Below are 15099 nucleotides of genomic sequence, written 5' to 3'. Positions count from 1 at the left end.
TATGTAACCTTTGTAGCAAATCTTAACATCGAACCTTTTTTTCATCTCTTTATGGGAGTTATGTGTACAGATGGTTAGTTATCACTTAGCCATCAACATTTTCATCATATAATCTGCTATAAACAGTAACTTACAAGTCATTTTTAATGGTCAAAAATACTTTAATATATCTTTTTCAGGCAGATATAAGTCTGACCCATGACTCATTTAGTCATGACTTATATATATAGTTAACCTGATTTCTATCAAAAAATTAGACTTCAAACTCTGACTGTTAAATGGCAACAAATTTTAAACGTCACACGACTCATCAAAATAGCTATTAAGGATAATAAATATGGATACCAATACTAATACGGATACCTCAAACAATACACGACAGCGCAGCGATGAAAAGCGCCCTTACGCAGTCGTCTTATATGGTGCAACCAGCTTTGTTGGTCAAATCACAGCACACTATTTAAAAGAGTTTTTATCTAATACTAAAGACAAAGATGGCGCCGATGTCACGTGGGCGATTGCTGGGCGTGATGAAGCAAAACTGAACGAATTGCAATCTAAACTTGGCAGCACTGTCGATATTATTCTTGCTAATAGTGACGATGCGGATAGCCTTGATGAGATGACCAAACAAACCCAAGTCATCATTTCAACCGTCGGTCCTTATCTTAAATACGGTGAGCCGCTGATCAAATCTTGTACCACTCATGGGACAGATTATGTCGATCTCACCGGTGAAGCTATATTTATCAAAGACATGATGGATAAGTATCAGGACGCGGCAAAGCAAAGCGGCGCTCGTATTGTCAACTCGTGTGGCTTTGATTCGATTCCATCGGATTTGGGCGTCTACTTTACCCAAACCCAAGCAGAAAAGAAATTTGGTCGCGCTTGTGATGTGATTCATATGCGTGTCAAAGCAGCGAAAGGCGGTCTATCGGGTGGCACCATTGCCTCGATGGCGACTATTTTTGAAGAAGTTGGAAAGGACAAGTCACGTCGTAAGCAGGTAGCAAATCCTTATCTGCTCAATGATGACAAAGATGCGCCAAACGTGCGCCAAGCTAATGTCAGTAAGCCAGCATACGATAGTGAGCACAAACGCTGGCTTGCGCCTTTTGTCATGGCTAGCATCAATACCCGTATCGTGCATCGCACCAACCAATTGCTTGGCTATGAATATGGTCGTGACTTTAAATATGACGAAGCAATGTGGATGCAAGATGGTGTGAAAGGTCAATTATCAAGCTATGCAATGAGCGCTGGCTTGTTTGGATTTGCCACTGCTATGATGGTCAAACCGAGCCGTGAGTTATTAGCTAAGCACGTGCTACCAAAGTCAGGTTCTGGTCCTTCTGCAGAAGAGCAAGCAAACGGCTACTTTGACATTCGCCTCTTTGGAGAAACGGCTAATAAAGACACCATCAATACGAAAGTAACGGGTGACAAAGATCCAGGTTACGGCAGTACCTCGCGTATGCTAGCGCAAGCAGCGTTATGCTTAGCACAAGATATCAGCAAAGAAGAAATTGGTGGTGGTTTTTGGACACCAGCCTCTGCCATGGGTAATCATCTACTGGCGCGTTTAGAAGAGCATGCGGGTCTTAGTTTTGAAGTTGTCGATTCGTAAGATTACCCATTTATAAATCGAAGCAATCTACTTCTTAATATCTAATTAATGACCGTATCTTAGCAACGAGATACGGTTTTTTATTGCCTATTTTTTCTCATTATTCAGATTGAAATCTTTTGAGCGATTGTTAATAAATAATAATAACGTGATTATTTGGTAAATGATATTGGCATTTCTTGCCTTTTTAATACATTAAGCTACACATTTCTAGAGTAATGTCACAGCCATATTGCAGTGAATGACGTAGGATAAAAGAGGTTAAGCAATTTTTTATCTCATATTTTTTTATCCCATATTGTATAGCAGCTTTGAGAGGGATAATTGGCTCATTAATATTTCATTTGGACCTTAGACACCTCAGAGTAATTTTCTAGTGCAATAAAAATCATATTAATAAAAATTAAGTTTTACTGATTTATCATAAATTTGTAATAAATCAATAGACCCTCATCTAATTAAAAGGACATAACAATGAAAATAAATATATTGACCGCTGCTGTGATGACATCCAGTCTTGCTGTGTTTGCAAGCTCTGCTAACGCCGCTATGACTACCGATAGCCACGGCAATGTTGGCTATGACAGTTATGAGGAGTGTGTCACCGCTGTCAAAGACGGTTCGGCCAAATTTTATACCCCTTATACTTATCAAAACCCAAAGCGCCAAGCAGGTGAAGCAACTGTCAAAAAAATGCGCTTGTCTGAAGTAATGATTCCTCAAACAGTGGTCAATGCAAACAACTTAACAGCCAGTGATTACTCAGCAGGTGCTTGTGATTTAGGGGTTGGGCAGTCAAATGGTCGCTATGGTGTTTCGGGTGCATTGGTTGGGAAATACGTCCCTATCGCCGCTGATATGCCTGTCAACGTCTATATGGATAAGGCTGGCAATCCAGTACGTTTAAGCATGCAGCAGTGCGATAACCACTTCGGTGCCAAGTTTCCAACGCCTATTACGAGCGAAACAAAAGAAGCTGAAGCACCAGAAGCACAACTCGCGATTATCGAAGATCGCCGTGTAGAGCCTGTCATCGTTGAAACCACACGTGTTATCCGCCCTACTAAATATAGTGTCAAAGAAGTCATCATCGTACCGAACGATCAAATCAAGCGAGTAAACACAGCGTCAGGTACAGCCATTGCTATCGAAGACGAGGCTAATCGTACTGTAATCGTTGGTGAAGAAGCAGATGCGGATGTCATCGACAATACTGAAATCAATCAAACTTTCCCAGTCATTCGTGTTCCTAGTAGCAGCACTCAACAACGCGTCGTTGATCCAAACACTGGCAAGTATATTGTTATTGAATAAGACTTTAATGAAATATAAACGAACAAGATTCGTTGAGACATCGTTGCTATAAAAATTAGAGATAGGAAAATTAGAGATAGGAAAGTAGAAAATAATGCTATTTTCTTATCTGACAATAACCATACAATAGTTGCACAAAGTCACCTGCTAACATCCGTCTGTTAGAATTTTAATCTATGGACTACTGAACTAACGCTTCTTTAATTGGTATTCTCCCCTTTAGATTTTTATCACTGATTTAGGTCAGCTTATAAAGCTCTTTATCCAAATCCATCATGATAGTCTCTTAATGGTTATCATGATTTTATTTTGTCTACCAATTAAATGTTAGATATATTAAATATATAGATTTGAATTACTAAATGAATGTGTGATATGCAACGGCTGTATACAGCAGTTAGCAACATAAGCGTCAAGTTTGAAATTTTTTAAGCTGACATTATAAGATTGTAAATTAAGGAATTGATTAATGAAAAAAAGTACTCTGTCTTTATCGCTACTGATTGGCGCTGCACTCACTATCCCAAGTTTGGCTATGGCAGCACCTGCTGATACTGCAGCAGTAGATGTGCAATCAGCGGCTACTGCCACCACACTTGAGATGGAAGGTGACAATACAAATAATACTTCAGCAGACAATCAATCTAGCCCATTTCAGATTAGTGAGACACAGATTATCTCAAGAGCAAGCGTTAACAACAGTGCTGAGCAACAGCCGATGACTACTGAGCTTCAAGCTGAGCAAGAAGCGATGGATGCCGAGCAAGAGTTGATTCAAGATTCTGAAGAAGCGATGCAAGAAGAAGACTCGTTAGACACACAAGAAGAATTACAAGAAGCTGAAGAAGCCACAGAAGAATTATAGAATACGATACAAATCCCGCTGTTAGCTGAAATCATTGAAAAGAGGTTATTCAGCGAGTTAGGTTTGAGCAGTTATCAGTGTTCATTAACAATTTCTATCTTTAGATACATTCCATAAAAAAGGCAGCCTAATGGCTGCCTTTTTTGTCACTATTAACATTGACTATTTTTTGGTTTTAGTCACGCCAGCTTCCTGTAACAGCGCCCCAAGCGTACCCATTTTGCTAGGTGCTTCTGCTTTATCAGCCCTTGGCGCTTTGCTACGATCATTATTAGCATGGTCTTTATCCTGACGATTACCGCGAGATTTCGACGGGCGCTTATCAGTCGATGGACGGCTACTGTTTGGGCGTTTGCTATTTGCATGATCGCTACGTGGACGACTGACTTTCTCATCATTACCAGTACTTTCAGCCGCTTTCGCTGTTGGGCGCGCAGGCTTTTCAGATTCTGGCTTCATACTAAATCCAATACGACCACGTTTTTCATCGATAGAAATGACACGTACCGAGACGATATCGCCTGGTTTGACACGGTTCATCGGGTCTGCGACAAAGTCATTGGCCATCTGTGAGATATGTACCAAACCATCCTGATGAACGCCAACATCAACGAAGCAACCGAAGGCTGTCACATTGGTCACCACGCCTTCAAGCTGCATACCCTCGCTCAAGTCTTTAATACTGTTAACGTCTTCACGGAAGTTAGCAGTCTTAAATTCAGGACGTGGGTCGCGTGCTGGTTTGGCTAGCTCATCGATGATAGCAGTTACACTAATATTGTCATCATTAGCAGCCAGTGCAGTGCTATCTATCGTATTTAGTACGCCGTCATTACCGATGACTTCTGGCAATGCCTTACCAGTTTGTGCCAATAAGCTATCGACCAGCGCATAGCTTTCTGGATGCACACCAGTGGCATCAAGGGGATTACTACCACCATGGATACGCAAGAAGCCTGCTGCTTGTTCAAAGGTCTTAGCGCCTAAGCGTGGAACGTTTTTTAATGATTCACGACTTTCAAAAGCACCATGCTCTTTACGATAGGTCACGATTTGCTGCGCGACGTTTTTATTCAAACCAGCGATATGTGCCAAGATAGCAGGGCTTGCGGTATTTACATCAACGCCAACCGCATTTACGCTATCTTGCGTAACTTTATCAAGACTATCTGCCAATTGTGTTTGGTTAACATCATGCTGATATTGACCAACGCCAATCGCTTTTGGATCAACCTTGACCAATTCTGATAAAGGGTCTTGCAAGCGACGGGCGATAGAAACCGCACCGCGTACAGAAACGTCTAAATTACCAAGCTCATCAGTGGCAAGCTCACTGGCTGAATAAACAGACGCACCTGACTCATTGACGATAACTGATTTGGCTTGTAATTCAGAGTTGGCAGCCAAAATTTCTTTAATCATCGCATCTGTTTCGCGGCTCGCCGTACCATTACCGATAGCGACTAAATCAACGTGGTAAGTACTTAATAATTCATCGATGACTTTTTTAGCTTCATCCATCTTATTATCAGGAGCAAATGGATAAACTGTGGCGACGACAGGCTTGTCTTCACTGTCTAACATGACGTGACCTTGAGCATCGACGATGGCCATTTTTACACCATGACGAATGCCAGGATCAACGCCTAAAATTACTTTGCGACCGGCAGGCGCTGACATTAATAAGTGCTGTAAATTATTAGCAAACACGTCAATCGCATCGGCCTCAGCAGTCAGACGTTTTTCTGTCAATAAACGGTGTTCAATATGCGGACGCCATTTGTCTTTCCATAAACTGGTCGCAGCTTCTGTCAAAAATTCTTGACGAGCATCAGGTGCTTTAGAATCAATCTCAAAATGTTTAATGATTTTTTCGATAAAGGGTGCGTCTTCGCCTTCGATTTTAAGACCTAAGACGTTTTCTTGGCGACCGCGCAGCATTGCTAATAGGCGATGATTTGGCAGACGTGCAAGGCTTTCACTATGCTCGAAGTAATCTTTGAATTTTTCGCCGACTTCACGTTTTTCTTCACTAGCAACGGCAGATACGATACTGGCCGTCTTGGCAAAGCCACTGCGTAAGTTGTCTAGCAAAGCCAAAGCCTGCGTCCATTCATCAACGATGATGGCTTGTACACCAGCCAATTGCTTGGTGATATCGCTAAAATCAATTTCGATCTCATTACCACTATCATCGGTAATGCTCGATTGTACTTGATAGTCTGCCAGTGCTTCTGTCGGCATGATTTCTTGCGTCAAGACGGCTTGCGCTGCCACATCAAGACCAGCAGCACGTGCTTTGGCGGCAGGAGAGCGGCGACGCGGGCGGTATGGCAAGTAGATGTCTTCAAGCTCAAGTTTCGACGTCGCATTATCGATACGCGTCTGTAGCTCGTCCGTCAGATTGCCCTGCGTGCTGAGCAGCTCAGTAATTTTGAGGCGACGGGTGGCCATGTCACGCTCATAATTGAGTGACTTCTCTAAAGCTCGCAGTTGCGCATCGTCAAGATTCTGCGTCTTTTCTTTACGGTAACGGGCAATAAATGGAACGGTCGCGCCTTCATCGTAAAGTTTGACAAACGCATTGACTTGAGCAGTCTTAATGCCAAGCGCGCGAGCAAGCTTGTCGTGAATATTCGCGTGTGTGGTTGCATCCAAAACCTGTGCATTTGTCGAGGTTTGAGATGGCGTTAAGGTATCAGTGCTACTCATAGACGTATCAATCGTTGAGAAATGTAGTTTTGCATTATAGCAAAAGCTGCATGAATAAAAATCCTTTTTATCTTTTCGTTATTTATCGCTAGTTTTATGACGAAAATCGTCTCATATCATAGGTTCTGTCGCTTTGTTAAACAAACGCATACAGCATTTGTCCTGATGGGTGATGCAATTAGTGGTGCAATCTTATACACTAAAGTATCGAAGGCGCAAATATTGGTACGCGCTGACGCATTGAACAATAGTATTCAAATTTATGATGGATTGAGACGGACCTTTACTTTTGACCACTCATTGAATAAAGACAGTTTTTTTGCTCAGGTTTTTTTGTATAGTCGATTCAAGATAATTGAGCGATGAGGACAGCACGTTAAAATACTATAAATAGTAGACTCAACGAACCTGACACCGTATTTTCTTTATATCATTTTGACTATATAACCTTTAGCCTTGACTGTTAACGATAATTTCTACTAATAATAATTTTTATAAGAGGATGCCTGTATGTCTGAAAATAACAGCCCTGATACCTTAACTCAGCGAATTTTAGTCGTTGATGACGATGCACGCTTGCGCTCTTTATTACAGCGCTTTCTAGAAGACGACGGTTTTGTCGTTCGTACCGCTCATGATGGTAGTCAAATGGATAAGCTGTTGCAGCGTGAGCTTTTCTCGTTGGTGGTACTCGATTTGATGCTACCAGGCGAAGACGGCATCAGTATCTGTAAACGTCTACGCGAAAATAATGGTGACATTCCTATCATTATGCTAACAGCCAAAGGTGGTGATGCCGATCGTATCGCTGGTCTAGAAGCGGGTGCAGATGATTATCTGCCAAAACCCTTTAACCCCAAAGAGCTATTGGCTCGTATTAAAGCGGTATTACGTCGTCAAAATCGCGAGCTGCCTGGCGCACCAAGCCATCAGCTTGAAGTGGTTGAGTTTGGACCGTGGACGCTTGATTTATCGACACGTACGCTTAAACGTGACGGCAATGTTGTCACTTTAACGACAGGTGAATTTTCGGTGCTAAAAGCACTGGTACAGCATCCACGTGAGCCATTAACCCGTGACAAACTAATGAACCTTGCGCGTGGTCGTGAATGGGGTGCGATGGAGCGTTCTATCGACGTACAGGTATCACGTTTGCGTCGTTTGATTGAAGACAACCCTTCACAAGCGCGTTACATCCAAACCGTTTGGGGTGTAGGCTACGTATTCGTTCCTGACGAAGCTGAAGTAGAAACCGTTAAAAGTGAGTAACTTTTGACTATGTGTGTCCTCATTTCGAAAATTCCGATTATCGATTGAATTGAGGACATACGCTAATATCATTTCCTTTTAATATAGGCCGTGTTTGATTACTCACAAATACGACCTATATGATGAGTGCCTCTGTGAAAAAACCTATTATTTTTCAAAACATACCCTGCACCTTGGTGACAGGGTTTTTGGGTGCTGGCAAGACCACAGTGATTAATCAGCTGCTTGCTATCAAACCTGCCGATGAGCGCTGGGCATTGCTGATCAATGAATTTGGTCGTATCGGTATTGATGGTGCGCTGCTGGCAAGTGCGAAAGATAGTAAGCCTGAGCAAGATAATATTGCGATACGCGAAGTCAGTGGTGGCTGTATTTGTTGTACCAGTCAGCTGCCATTACAAATTGCTATCAGTCGGCTACTTAATGAGCATCATCCACAGCGGTTGCTCATCGAACCCACAGGGCTTGCTCATCCGCGTGAGCTTATCATGCAGCTCAGTGCACCGCATTGGCAAACAGCACTCAATATGCAAGCAGTAATAACGGTACTGAGTGGTGTGCAATGGCAGCAAGATAAACATCGTCATCATGACGGTTTTCAAGCGCATGTCCGTGATGCCGATGTGTTGGTCATTAATCGCTATGCTCAATTGAGCGATAGCGAAAAACAAGCACTGCAACAATGGATATCCAAGCTCAATGCACAGGTAAAAATTATTTGGGCAGCATCTGAGCAGAAATCTCATGATACAAATGATTCATCCAATATTCTTTTATCAAAATCAAGCGTGTCAGAGTTGAAAACTCAGCTAACCAAGCCCAGTCAGGTTATCTCGAAACAACGCACAGTCAATATTGTTCACCCTCAAAAATCGATTACTAGCTTGCAACCACAGAGTAATGCCCTATCGATATCGACCACCTTGTCATCCGACGCTTTTACAAACAAAGATGATTCGCAGACCGACACAGATATTGAGCTACCTTATCGTTATCATGAGAAACAGCAAGAGTTACAGTTGGCGGGTTGGCGACTGCCAGCGCACTACATATTAAAAGCGGATGAGTTACAGAGTTGGTTATTAGCGCTACCGAACTGGCAACGTATCAAAGGTGTGGTTCATACGTCTGATGGCTGGCTACAAATCAATTTTACCCCTGACAGTTTAACCACCAGTACGGTCAGCGCACAAGTTGATAGTCGGCTAGAGATTATATTACAGTTGGATGCAAATACTAATAACGACAACGATACAGCGGTAGAAAGCGACCGCTCAGAAGAAAAAGATAGGACAGCATTTTTATCTTTTATAGAGACGCTACCTTCTATCGATTGGGATACCTGCGACCGTGAACTAATGGCACTGGTTATATAGTAATAGATAAAAAAAGGGCGGACATTACTGTTCGATATAGCAATGTCCGCCCTTTTTCTTTTTTAACGTAATTGACTGTCTTTGCTACCGCGCCGGTTGAACAACTCAGCGGCTCTCGCCTCTTGTTCAAGTTCTGTCTGGCAGCTGACGCAATGCTGAATACCAGGCACTGCTAACCGCCGTGCTTCTGGAATAGGCTTGCCGCATTCATCACACATCTCGGCACTGATGCCAGTTGGCAACGCACGTCTTGCCCGCTCTAATGCATCATTTACCGTTGCATCCATTTGCTCATGCTCAGCACCATCTCTTGACCAACCACCTGCCATAACTTCATCCTATTTACGATAATCAGATATTACAAATCGCTTTAATAACAAATAGATGGGGTTGTTTATAATTAATTGCAACCTACTAGAGCATGCCTCAATCTGAAATTAAGCGAATAAATGCGCTAAATAATGACATTTCCTAGCAAAAAATCACATGGCTAATCTTTTGGCTGTAGCTCAACCACTTGCCCGCGTACCCCGATACTGGCATCACTCATCAGACAAACATAGCCTGCCATGATATCTTCAGGCGTTTTTAAGCTCATAGGACTCTCTCCTGGATAAGCATGGGCGCGCATATTGGTACGAGTGCCACCAGGATTGACACAGTTAAAACGTAAATTAGTCGTATTCTGCGTCTCTTGGGTAAAGATATCACTCATGCCTTCTACGGCTTGCTTGGACAGCGCATAAGCACCCCAGAACGCGCGAGGATGTGTACCGACCGTGCTAGAGGTGAAAACAATAGAGCCATTCTCAGCATCTTTAAGTAATGGTAGCAGTGCTTGGGTGAGCATAAACGTCGAGGTAAAGTTCACCTTCATAACTTGTGCAAAAGTATCGACGTCATACATCTCAAGTGGGGTTAGCTGCCCAAGCATACCCGCATTGTGCAAGATGCCATCGAGCTGACCGACTTCTTTATTAATCAATCCCTCTAACTGCTGCATCTCAGCATAGGTTGCTCCTTCTAGATTCATCGGTAGCATGGCAGGCTGTTTGCCACCAAGACTTTCAATCTCATCATAAACATATTCAAGCTTGCTGCTGGTACGTCCCAATAACAGGACTGTCGCTCCATAACGAGCATAAGTCAGCGCGGCAACGCGGCCGATACCGTCACCTGCCCCCGTGACCAAAATAGTCTTACCATCTAAACAATTATCAGATGGCACAAAGTTGCGAATATCATCATGAGTTAAAGGTTGAGTTAGACTTTGAACGGTTTTTTGGTGGTCTTGCTGATTAGCCAGCTGATTAATATTGTCACTCATGGCATTACTCACTGCTTATCGTTTAATAGTTGGGATGCTAAGTATTTATCGTATTTCTTTAAAAACATAGGGTGTGGCGAACTCGATTTATAATTTGATTTATAAATAGTCAAATTTACCAGAAGAAAGCAACAGCTTGTTTAATTGCTCAGGCGTATCAGTAATATAATCTGCGCCCCATTTCTTTAGGTTTTTTTGATCTTCAGGCGGAATATAACCATAAGCAGCTAGAATCGTCGGCATGCCAGCCGCGTTGCCAGCTTCAATGTCACGGATATGATCGCCAACATAAATCACGCTTTCAGCGGCGCCGCGAGGGATACCAAGCTTCTCTAACGCCGCATACATAGGCTCTGGGTCAGGCTTTGAGCGAGACACATCATCAGGACAGACCAAAGCAGAACAGCGCCCGTCTAACTGCATCTTGTCTAGTAACTTCTCTGCCAGATAACGCGGCTTGTTGGTCACAATACCCCATGGCACCCCTTTTTCTTCAAGAGCAGTCAACACGTCTTCTAATTCAGCGAACACACAACTATCGACGCATATCTCAGCTTCATAATCATCTAAAAACTGTTGGCGAAACTCCTGCAAAGCTTCTTCGCTAACCTCAATTTGATCGTTATGACGTAGCATCAACTGTACCATCGCTGAGGCACCAGCAGAAACTTGCTCGCGAATTTCTGTTTCAGGGGGTGCTTGCCAATCATTTTCGCGGCTCATTTTACCGATAATACGGACAAAATCAGCAGCCGTATCGATTAATGTCCCATCGAGATCAAATAAAACCGCTTTTACAAATTGGCTCATAGTGAATGCTCTTAATATAGATAAGGTGTTGAGTGAAATAGGATGGCATGAAAACAACCAAATACGGCATTCAGCTTAAGCCAGTGGCTTGTGTACTGCCATCATGTAATTGACATCGACATTTTGAGCTAACCAATAGCGCTTGGTCAGCGGATTATAATGCAAGCCAATGATATCTTGACGTGTGAATCCAGCATCAATTGCCATTTTGTCTAGCTCGGCTGGCGTAATAAATTTGGCATAGTCATGAGTGCCGCGATCGAGCAAACGCAATACATACTCTGCCCCAACGATGGCAAATAGATATGATTTAGGGTTTCGATTGATCGTCGATAGCACGCAAACACCGCCTGGTGCCAATAACTCAAAACACGCCTGCACAATCGAGCTGGGGTCAGGCACATGTTCGAGCATCTCCATGCAAGTCACTACATCGAACTGACCTGCATGAGTTTTGGTTAGTTCTTCTACTGGGATATGCTGATAGCGCAACGTCTCATGTAAAGCGCTTTGCTCTGCATGCAGCGCTGCCGCTTTCAGATTTTCGGTACCCAAATCAATCCCTGTCACATCCGCACCGCGACGTGCCATAGACTCTGACAATATACCGCCGCCACAGCCGACATCGAGCACTTTTTTTCCAGCCAAGCCGGTTTCAGCCGTTTTATGAATGTCCGTATCAGCACTGTCATTTTGATAACTACGCTTGACGTTTTCTTCTATCCAATTTAGACGCAGTGGATTTATTTCATGCAAAGTCGCAAATGCACCCGTCTTGCTCCACCATTCGCTTGCCAACTTATTAAACTTGTCGACTTCGCTAGGATCTACATTAATGGCGGTAGCCGTTGTATCATCAAGACTGCTGTTTGCTTGCTCATTCAAAGAAGGCGAGGAAGATAGAGCTGAGCTCATTGCATTTTTCCTTTATTGTCATTATCGTTGTAATCATATACAGTGCACAATTATGTACCTAATATTAGCATGAGAGCGGCAGCTTTGTCGTGAGTACATCGTCACCGATTGTGAATACTCTTAGCAAACGTTCATACTTTCTGTACCGTTTTTTTAGAGGATAGATGCCTCAAACAGCCCGAAACCTAAATAATAAAACGCTAAAAAAATTCCAAAAAACACGGTGAAATAAGCCTTAAATAATGGCTCACAGCTTTACAACCATTAGTTAAGAATCGGATTCACAAGCGACCATGTTTTACGTTATTATAGTCGATACGTCACTATAGTTCGATTATACTCGACGCTGTCTCGTTTGGGCACTTTAAAAACCTGTGCGCTATACCCAAAACCATACGATACTAAAACATCTCAACAAACCCTAAGTTTTCACACCTCAAGGATAAAGTATGAAACGTGTCATCACATTGACTGGTCTGGCCATGGCCATTGGACTTGCCACTATGGGCGCACAAGCTGCCGACTATGTCGCCGGAAAAGACTATCGCGTGCTAGACAATCCAGAAAAAATCAGCGGTGATGCTATCATTGTTCGTGAGTTTTTTTGGTATGGTTGCCCGCATTGTAACGTTCTTAACCCACATATGGAAAAATGGGCTAAAAACAAAGACAAAGACGTTGCCTTTTTCAAAACGCCAGCAGCGCTTAACCCTGTCTGGGAAGCCAACGCTCGTGGTTTCTATGCCGCTCAGCTGCTAGGGTTTGAAGACAAGACTCATGACGCGCTATTTGATGCCATTCACAAAGATGGTAAGAAAATCTTTGACCAATCATCATTAAGTAAATGGTATGCATCGAAAGGCGTTAATGAGAAGAAATTCAACAGCCTTTATAATTCATTCGCCGTTGGTACGAAAATTGGTCGTTCACAAGCAGGCGCTAAGCGTTATCAGCTCTCTGGTGTGCCAGCAGTCGTCGTGCAAGGCAAATACGTTGTAACTGGTGAAAGTGCTACTGTACCTAAAGTCGTTGACTATTTGGTTGACAAAGTGCGTGCTGAAAAGAAATAGGTTAAGTACTAATATAAATTAGGTACCGTTATAAACTAGGGACTAGCATTTATCCACAAGTGTCATTTGTACCTAAATGCTCTTACCCATAAAAAAGCCAATCACTTGATGATTGGCTTTTTTTATTTGCAGACTACATTAATTTATAAGTGGAGATATTGTATAAATAGTGGTCAAAGTTACTTAGTCGCTATCATCTTATTATTTTTCTTTTTTCAATTGCGACAAAATAGTGACTTCACGAATATAACTGGCTAAGTCTGCTTTAGACTCTGCCATCAGCTCATCATCTTGGGTATGTTTGGCGTACTCAATCCATAACAGTAATTGATACATACTATTTTGTTCAGATGCTTGGTATTGTTTAACGAACTGCTTAAGCGTCCCTTCATCATTAATATTTAAACGCTCAAACCAACTTTCTATTTTTGAGACCTGTTCTTTAGGGAAAAACGCATCAAATAATGCTTTTACCAATTCGTGGCGGTTTTCTTCACTAATCAGCTTACCAACGCGCTTGGTTTGGCGAATACGAGCATTAGCGCTGGTGATATCGGCCAATGCCATGAGTTCTGCCATAAAATAGTCACTGGCTGGCAGATTTTTGAGTTGCTTTTTCGATAAGCTGGCAAGTGGTATCGACAACTTCTGCAAGCGCTCATGGGCTTTTTTGAGTTCAGTGCGCGAGACGCGCATATCCTGTTCTTTCCAGTCAATCATAAAAGCTTTCCAAAATAATAAATAATAAAATTAACAGGGGCATGTCCTCATTTTAGGAATAGTCATAAAAATGAAGATATGCCCCAGTGTTTACCAATAACTACCAACGATTTTTTTCACGATGTTTCGCCAGCACTTTTATACTTTGCGGCATAACATCGGCAAGACGACGTTGTAAATTATCGGTGATGAATACTGAACGATGCTTACCACCAGTACAGCCAATAGCCACTGTCACTGTATGGCGGTTATTGTGTAAAAATTCGGGCAACCAACGGGTTAAAAACTTATCTATATCATCAGTCATCTCAGCCACTTCTGGATAGTCGGCAAAGAATGCGGCAACTTCCGTGTCTAGACCTGTCGAAGTACGCAATTCAGGATTCCAATGCGGATTCGGCAAAATTCTCACATCAAAGACAAAATCTGCATCAATAGGACTGCCATATTTAAAGCCAAAAGACAGCAGATTAATCACAATCTGATTGTCCACGCCGACATGTTCACGCAAGCTGTCTTTCAATTGATGAATATTCAAATTGCTGGTATCAATTCTGATATCGGCATGACCTGCGATAGGCTCTAACAGCTCCACTTCTTTTTTAATCGCGGCAGGTAGATTAAAAGCAATGTGCTTAGCATTGTCACTATCGATATCCTGTGACATCAGCGGATGTACGCGGCGTGTCGCATTAAAACGTGCTATCAAGGTACTTTCTTGCGCGGTCACGTACACTACTTTGACCGCATGCGCCCCATATGTTTTTTTTAGGGATGCATGCATCTCTGCAAAGTTGGATAGATCCGCTCGCGGTGTTCGAATATCAACACCAAGCGCAATACGACGAATCCCACTTTCATTGACCAATTTATGCGCAGCATCCGGCAATAAGGATAACGGTAAGTTATCAATAGAATAATATCCTAAATCTTCTAAGATATTCAATACTGAGGTTTTACCTGAGCCTGAACGCCCTGATACCACTAGGATACTGAGCTTATCGGTTGCTATTTTACACGCTGCCTGCTCAGATTGACTGTTATTTTCACCCTGACTCACATCCATGATTCACCCATTCTAGTCCATTGCA

At 42.6% G+C, this 15099-nt stretch carries 13 protein-coding genes; 6 read left to right on the top strand and 7 right to left on the bottom strand.

All coding sequences use genetic code 11. From position 1 onward, the window contains the following. Positions 1-337 precede the first annotated feature (337 nt). From JMY05_RS11925 to JMY05_RS11915, 3 genes are all read left to right on the top strand, one after another. On the top strand, positions 338-1630 hold the full coding sequence (locus JMY05_RS11925; protein ID WP_201615209.1) for a saccharopine dehydrogenase family protein: 1293 nt from the start codon (positions 338-340) through the stop codon (positions 1628-1630). A gap of 474 nt (positions 1631-2104) precedes the next feature. Beyond that, positions 2105-2944, top strand: a complete 840-nt coding sequence (locus JMY05_RS11920; protein ID WP_045443178.1) for a hypothetical protein — start codon at positions 2105-2107, stop codon at positions 2942-2944. A gap of 469 nt (positions 2945-3413) precedes the next feature. Continuing rightward, on the top strand, positions 3414-3809 hold the full coding sequence (locus JMY05_RS11915) for a hypothetical protein (protein ID WP_045443175.1): 396 nt from the start codon (positions 3414-3416) through the stop codon (positions 3807-3809). Positions 3810-3971: 162 nt separating this feature from the next. On the opposite strand, the gene JMY05_RS11910 is transcribed toward JMY05_RS11915, so the two are convergent. Then, entirely contained in the window at positions 3972-6521 is a 2550-nt protein-coding gene (locus JMY05_RS11910; protein WP_045443172.1) for a Tex family protein, read from the bottom strand. A gap of 510 nt (positions 6522-7031) precedes the next feature. Between JMY05_RS11910 and ompR the strand changes: the two genes are divergently transcribed. Both ompR and JMY05_RS11900 read left to right on the top strand, forming a co-directional pair. Further along, on the top strand, positions 7032-7790 hold the full coding sequence (gene ompR / locus JMY05_RS11905; protein ID WP_201615208.1) for a two-component system response regulator OmpR: 759 nt from the start codon (positions 7032-7034) through the stop codon (positions 7788-7790). Positions 7791-7909: 119 nt separating this feature from the next. Further along, a complete protein-coding gene (locus JMY05_RS11900) occupies positions 7910-9166 on the top strand; it encodes a CobW family GTP-binding protein (RefSeq protein WP_045443170.1) in 1257 nt (418 codons plus the stop codon). Between the two features lie 62 nt (positions 9167-9228). On the opposite strand, the gene JMY05_RS11895 is transcribed toward JMY05_RS11900, so the two are convergent. The 4 genes from JMY05_RS11895 to ubiG form a co-directional block, all read right to left on the bottom strand. Further along, positions 9229-9495: a DksA/TraR family C4-type zinc finger protein gene (locus JMY05_RS11895; protein ID WP_045443167.1), complete on the bottom strand. Its 267-nt coding sequence runs from the start codon at positions 9493-9495 to the stop codon at positions 9229-9231. A gap of 161 nt (positions 9496-9656) precedes the next feature. After that, positions 9657-10493 carry a YciK family oxidoreductase gene (locus JMY05_RS11890; RefSeq protein ID WP_045443164.1) on the bottom strand — a complete coding sequence of 279 codons (837 nt, stop codon included), beginning with the start codon at positions 10491-10493 and terminating at the stop codon, positions 9657-9659. A gap of 99 nt (positions 10494-10592) precedes the next feature. Then, positions 10593-11303 (bottom strand): HAD family hydrolase, encoded by a 711-nt coding sequence (locus JMY05_RS11885; protein ID WP_045443161.1) that lies wholly within the window; start codon positions 11301-11303, stop codon positions 10593-10595. Between the two features lie 75 nt (positions 11304-11378). Next, positions 11379-12218 carry a bifunctional 2-polyprenyl-6-hydroxyphenol methylase/3-demethylubiquinol 3-O-methyltransferase UbiG gene (gene ubiG / locus JMY05_RS11880; protein ID WP_201615207.1) on the bottom strand — a complete coding sequence of 280 codons (840 nt, stop codon included), beginning with the start codon at positions 12216-12218 and terminating at the stop codon, positions 11379-11381. A 449-nt stretch (positions 12219-12667) separates the two neighbouring features. On the opposite strand from ubiG, the gene JMY05_RS11875 reads away from it, so the two are divergent. Further along, entirely contained in the window at positions 12668-13288 is a 621-nt protein-coding gene (locus tag JMY05_RS11875) for a thiol:disulfide interchange protein DsbA/DsbL (RefSeq protein WP_045443155.1), read from the top strand. A 201-nt stretch (positions 13289-13489) separates the two neighbouring features. On the opposite strand, the gene yjgA is transcribed toward JMY05_RS11875, so the two are convergent. Both yjgA and rapZ read right to left on the bottom strand, forming a co-directional pair. After that, on the bottom strand, positions 13490-14008 hold the full coding sequence (yjgA, locus tag JMY05_RS11870) for a ribosome biogenesis factor YjgA (RefSeq protein ID WP_045443152.1): 519 nt from the start codon (positions 14006-14008) through the stop codon (positions 13490-13492). A gap of 100 nt (positions 14009-14108) precedes the next feature. Further along, on the bottom strand, positions 14109-15074 hold the full coding sequence (rapZ, locus tag JMY05_RS11865; RefSeq protein WP_083475611.1) for an RNase adapter RapZ: 966 nt from the start codon (positions 15072-15074) through the stop codon (positions 14109-14111). Between the last annotated feature and the right edge of the window lie 25 nt (positions 15075-15099).

It is taken from the genome of Psychrobacter sp. JCM 18902, assembly GCF_904846615.1.
Classification (GTDB): domain Bacteria; phylum Pseudomonadota; class Gammaproteobacteria; order Pseudomonadales; family Moraxellaceae; genus Psychrobacter.
This window is presented reverse-complemented; position numbering and strand designations above follow the sequence as displayed.

What these genes read in the sequence shown, in the direction of transcription:
- JMY05_RS11875 (WP_045443155.1), top strand. Translation starts at nt 12,668, where the DNA reads ATGAAACGTGTCATCACATTGACTGGTCTGGCCATGGCCATTGGACTT.
- rapZ (WP_083475611.1), bottom strand. Translation starts at nt 15,074, where the DNA reads ATGGATGTGAGTCAGGGTGAAAATAACAGTCAATCTGAGCAGGCAGCG.
- yjgA (WP_045443152.1), bottom strand. Translation starts at nt 14,008, where the DNA reads ATGATTGACTGGAAAGAACAGGATATGCGCGTCTCGCGCACTGAACTC.
- JMY05_RS11925 (WP_201615209.1), top strand. Translation starts at nt 338, where the DNA reads ATGGATACCAATACTAATACGGATACCTCAAACAATACACGACAGCGC.
- JMY05_RS11885 (WP_045443161.1), bottom strand. Translation starts at nt 11,303, where the DNA reads ATGAGCCAATTTGTAAAAGCGGTTTTATTTGATCTCGATGGGACATTA.
- ompR (WP_201615208.1), top strand. Translation starts at nt 7,032, where the DNA reads ATGTCTGAAAATAACAGCCCTGATACCTTAACTCAGCGAATTTTAGTC.
- JMY05_RS11915 (WP_045443175.1), top strand. Translation starts at nt 3,414, where the DNA reads ATGAAAAAAAGTACTCTGTCTTTATCGCTACTGATTGGCGCTGCACTC.
- JMY05_RS11910 (WP_045443172.1), bottom strand. Translation starts at nt 6,521, where the DNA reads ATGAGTAGCACTGATACCTTAACGCCATCTCAAACCTCGACAAATGCA.
- JMY05_RS11890 (WP_045443164.1), bottom strand. Translation starts at nt 10,493, where the DNA reads ATGAGTGACAATATTAATCAGCTGGCTAATCAGCAAGACCACCAAAAA.
- JMY05_RS11895 (WP_045443167.1), bottom strand. Translation starts at nt 9,495, where the DNA reads ATGGCAGGTGGTTGGTCAAGAGATGGTGCTGAGCATGAGCAAATGGAT.
- JMY05_RS11900 (WP_045443170.1), top strand. Translation starts at nt 7,910, where the DNA reads ATGATGAGTGCCTCTGTGAAAAAACCTATTATTTTTCAAAACATACCC.
- ubiG (WP_201615207.1), bottom strand. Translation starts at nt 12,218, where the DNA reads ATGAGCTCAGCTCTATCTTCCTCGCCTTCTTTGAATGAGCAAGCAAAC.
- JMY05_RS11920 (WP_045443178.1), top strand. Translation starts at nt 2,105, where the DNA reads ATGAAAATAAATATATTGACCGCTGCTGTGATGACATCCAGTCTTGCT.